The sequence below is a fragment of the Mycobacterium sp. genome (assembly GCF_035314665.1).
GTDB lineage: Bacteria > Actinomycetota > Actinomycetes > Mycobacteriales > Mycobacteriaceae > Mycobacterium.
The window spans coordinates 1-3,126 of the sequence record NZ_DATFZD010000109.1; the positions used below are offsets into that span (position 1 = coordinate 1).

Annotated in this window: 4 protein-coding genes; 1 reads left to right on the top strand and 3 read right to left on the bottom strand. The window is 64.1% G+C overall.

The genetic code is table 11. The features are described 5' to 3' along the window. Positions 1 to 215: 215 nt before the first annotated feature. Positions 216 to 812 (bottom strand): helix-turn-helix domain-containing protein, encoded by a 597-nt coding sequence (locus tag VKI00_RS08255; protein WP_324436626.1) that lies wholly within the window; start codon positions 810 to 812, stop codon positions 216 to 218. A 30-nt stretch (positions 813 to 842) separates the two neighbouring features. Beyond that, positions 843 to 1,847, bottom strand: a complete 1,005-nt coding sequence (locus VKI00_RS08260) for an NAD-dependent epimerase/dehydratase family protein (RefSeq protein WP_324436628.1) — start codon at positions 1,845 to 1,847, stop codon at positions 843 to 845. A gap of 91 nt (positions 1,848 to 1,938) precedes the next feature. Between VKI00_RS08260 and VKI00_RS08265 the strand changes: the two genes are divergently transcribed. Next, positions 1,939 to 2,748 (top strand): SDR family NAD(P)-dependent oxidoreductase, encoded by an 810-nt coding sequence (locus tag VKI00_RS08265; RefSeq protein ID WP_324436630.1) that lies wholly within the window; start codon positions 1,939 to 1,941, stop codon positions 2,746 to 2,748. 6 nt (positions 2,749 to 2,754) lie between these two features. Here the strand turns inward: VKI00_RS08265 and VKI00_RS08270 are convergent. Then, positions 2,755 to 3,126: SDR family NAD(P)-dependent oxidoreductase (locus VKI00_RS08270; RefSeq protein WP_324436632.1), on the bottom strand; the 372-nt coding region annotated here is incomplete at its 5' end.

Genomic DNA, 3,126 nt, shown 5'->3' on the forward strand with positions numbered 1-3,126 from the left:
CGAAAGCCGCAGTCATCACCACCTCCTGCTGTCCGGGTGTTACCAATGATGTTCGAATATATGTTCGATAGAAGTCAGTCAACACCCGCCCTCCGACACCGTCAAGAAACGTGAGAGGCTGTTTGATACAACCGGTACTCATGTGGCTTCTGGTGCTTTTCGACTGGCGTTTCTCTGCATCGATCCCGGCCTCGAAACACCATCACGCGATCACATCAACGTGAACGCGACATCCTGGATCGACTGTCCGGAAGGCCGGCCGTAGCGCGGATCTCCCGACGTGCCGCCGCTGGGTCGTTCTCTCGAAACATATAGTGGCTCAATGCAACTCGTGCGATTGCACCCGCACGATCACGGGCATTCGCCGCGGCATCGAAGCCGTCCTCACGAGCGCACTGCTCCAAGACCACCATCAACCTCTCGCTGATCATCGGCAACGCCCGCGCCATCTGGTCCTGCGCGAAGCCCGGATCCAGATCGAGCTGGCGCCCGGGCGGCTGATCCTCCACGAAAGTCGCCACAAGGTCGACCGCCGCTTCCAATCGTGCGATGCCGGTGACCCCGCTCATCGCCCGTTCCATCGCCGCGTCGAAACGCCGTCGTTCATGCGCTCCCAGCGCATCGATCAGGTCCTCTTTGGACACGAAGTAGCGATAGATGGTCGGCCGTGACACCCCAGCCAGAGTTGCCACATCAGACAATGACAACTTGCGTGCGCCCGTCCTCAGCACGAGCTGCCGAGCCGCCTCGAGTATCCGATCGGCCAGATCGCCGCGAGCTGAACCGGATCCGTGCGGTTCGGCGATCGACACGATGGCAACTCCTGCGTTTCAGCCCGGAATTCAGGCGGCTACCGGATCGAGCCGGCCGAGTCCACGCAGCCACGAGATCAGCAGCCGCAGCCCGTCGTCGAACGACATGGGCTCATAACCGAGGCGCCGGGTGGTCAGGTTGTCGTTGCTTCTCAGCTTGCGCTCGCTCTTGGCCGCAGCTTTCGCGATGGCCATCAAGGTGGGCCCGAATTCGGCGGTCAATGCCTCAGGATCCGTGCGGTAATCGAGATCCTGGACACGATGGTCGATTCCGGCGATCTCGCAGGCACGATTGATTCCGCCTGCTGTGCTGAAGCTTTCCCGCGGCTGGCCGACCAACAGGTAGCGCTCACCGGCCACCCCGCGGTCCAGCGCGGCGATCGAGCCCGTCGCGACGTCCTTGCCCGCCACCCACGTCACCGGAAAAGCGAGATAGCGCTTGATCTTTCCGCGCATACCGGCCAACAGCACCCGGTTGAAGCTGGTTCGGTGCAAGGCGCGTTCGACGACCGGGGCAGGACCGAAGATCGCGCCCGGATGGCAGGTCAGCACGTCATCGCCCGCGGCCGCGCGCCGATGAGCCTCTTGGAAAGCGGCGAGCTTGGTGACGGTGTAGGGGTCGTTGGGCGGGTTGTCCAGAACGGGCGCCTCTTCGAAGTCGACGCCGGTGCTCAGATCGAGGAACGTGGCCGTGCTCAGGGCCACCATCCGACGCATGCCGTGGGCCTTCGCCGCATCCAGGACGTTGATGGTGCCGACCATGTTGACGGCCTTGAAGTCGTCGAGGTCCTGACTCGCGCCGCCCAGCAGCGCCGCACAGTGGATAGCCGCCTCGGCGCCCTTGGCCGCGCGCAGCACGTCGTCGGCATCGCGGATGTCGCCCTTGACCAATTCGACGCCGATGTCGGACAGCGCGCCGGCTTCGTCCGGGTTGCGGACCAGCGCCCGAACCTGGTCGCCACGCTGGATCAACTGCTCGCAGACGTTACCGCCGGTCTGCCCGGTCGCGCCGGTGACGAAGATCGTGCTGGGCATGGCCGTCCTCCTCAGAGCTAGGTTGTTACATATCGAACATATTTAGTTAAGACTGTAAACCTTGACGTTGGATTGTTCTATATTCAGTTTTATGGCACTCGATCCCTCAAGCGTCCTTCTCACCGACCGCGTCGCGGTTGTCACCGGCGGCGGCGCGGGTATCGGCCGCGGCATCGCGGCGGGTTTCAAGGCGTTCGGTGCGCAGGTGGCGATCTGGGAGCGCAACCCCGAGTCGAGCGCATCCGCCGCGGCGGAGATCGGTGCGCTGGGTATCACCGTCGACGTCCGCGACAGTGCTGCGGTGGACGCCGCGCTGGCGCAGACCTCCGCCGAGCTTGGCCCGGTGACGATCCTGGTCAACAACGCCGGCGGCGTCTTCTGGTCAGGGATCCTCGACACCAGCGAGAACGGTTGGGACGCGCTGTACAGGTCGAACCTGCGCCACATCTACCTGTGCACGCAACGCGTGGCCCGCGTCCTTGTCGAGCAGAAATTGCCGGGCAGCATCATCAGCGTCACCTCGATCGAAGGTGTCCGCGCCGCACCGGGTTTCGCGACGTATGCAGCGGCCAAGGCAGGGGTGATCAACTACACCAAGACCGCGGCCCTCGAACTCGCCCCGCATGGCATTCGGGTCAACGCGCTGGCGCCCGACATCACCTTGACCGAGGGCATCATGCAAATTGCCCCGCCGGGGGCCGAAGAGCGGTTCGGCCGCACGGTCCCGCTGGGCCGCGCCGGCCACGTCGACGAGATGGCAGGCGCCGCAGTGTTTCTCGCGTCCGACATGTCCAGCTACATCACCGGTCAAACCATCCATGTCGACGGCGGAACCCAGGCCGCCAGCGGCTGGTATCACCATCCGGAAACCGCCGCGTACGTGCTCGGTCCGAGCAGCTGAGCGTTTCTAATCGCCGGTGTCCAGCATGACGTGCGCGGACATTCCACCGTCGATCGAGATCATTTGTCCGGTGATGTAGCGAGACTGCTCCGAAGCCAGGAAAACGACTAGGTCGGCGACGTCTTGTGGTTGTCCGAGATACGGCGTCAGCGTAGCGTGGCCGAGGCGACCGATGACGTCCTCGGACAGATGCGCGCGTACGGCGTCGGTCAGGATCAATCCGGGCACGATGGTGTTCGCCCGCACGCCGCGCTTTCCCTCACTGGTCGCGACGTACATCGTCAGGGTGTGCACCCCGGACTTCGACACACCGTAGGCCAAACGGGTCCGGTCACCCGATAGCGCCGCCCCCGACGACATGTTGACGATGGAACCGCC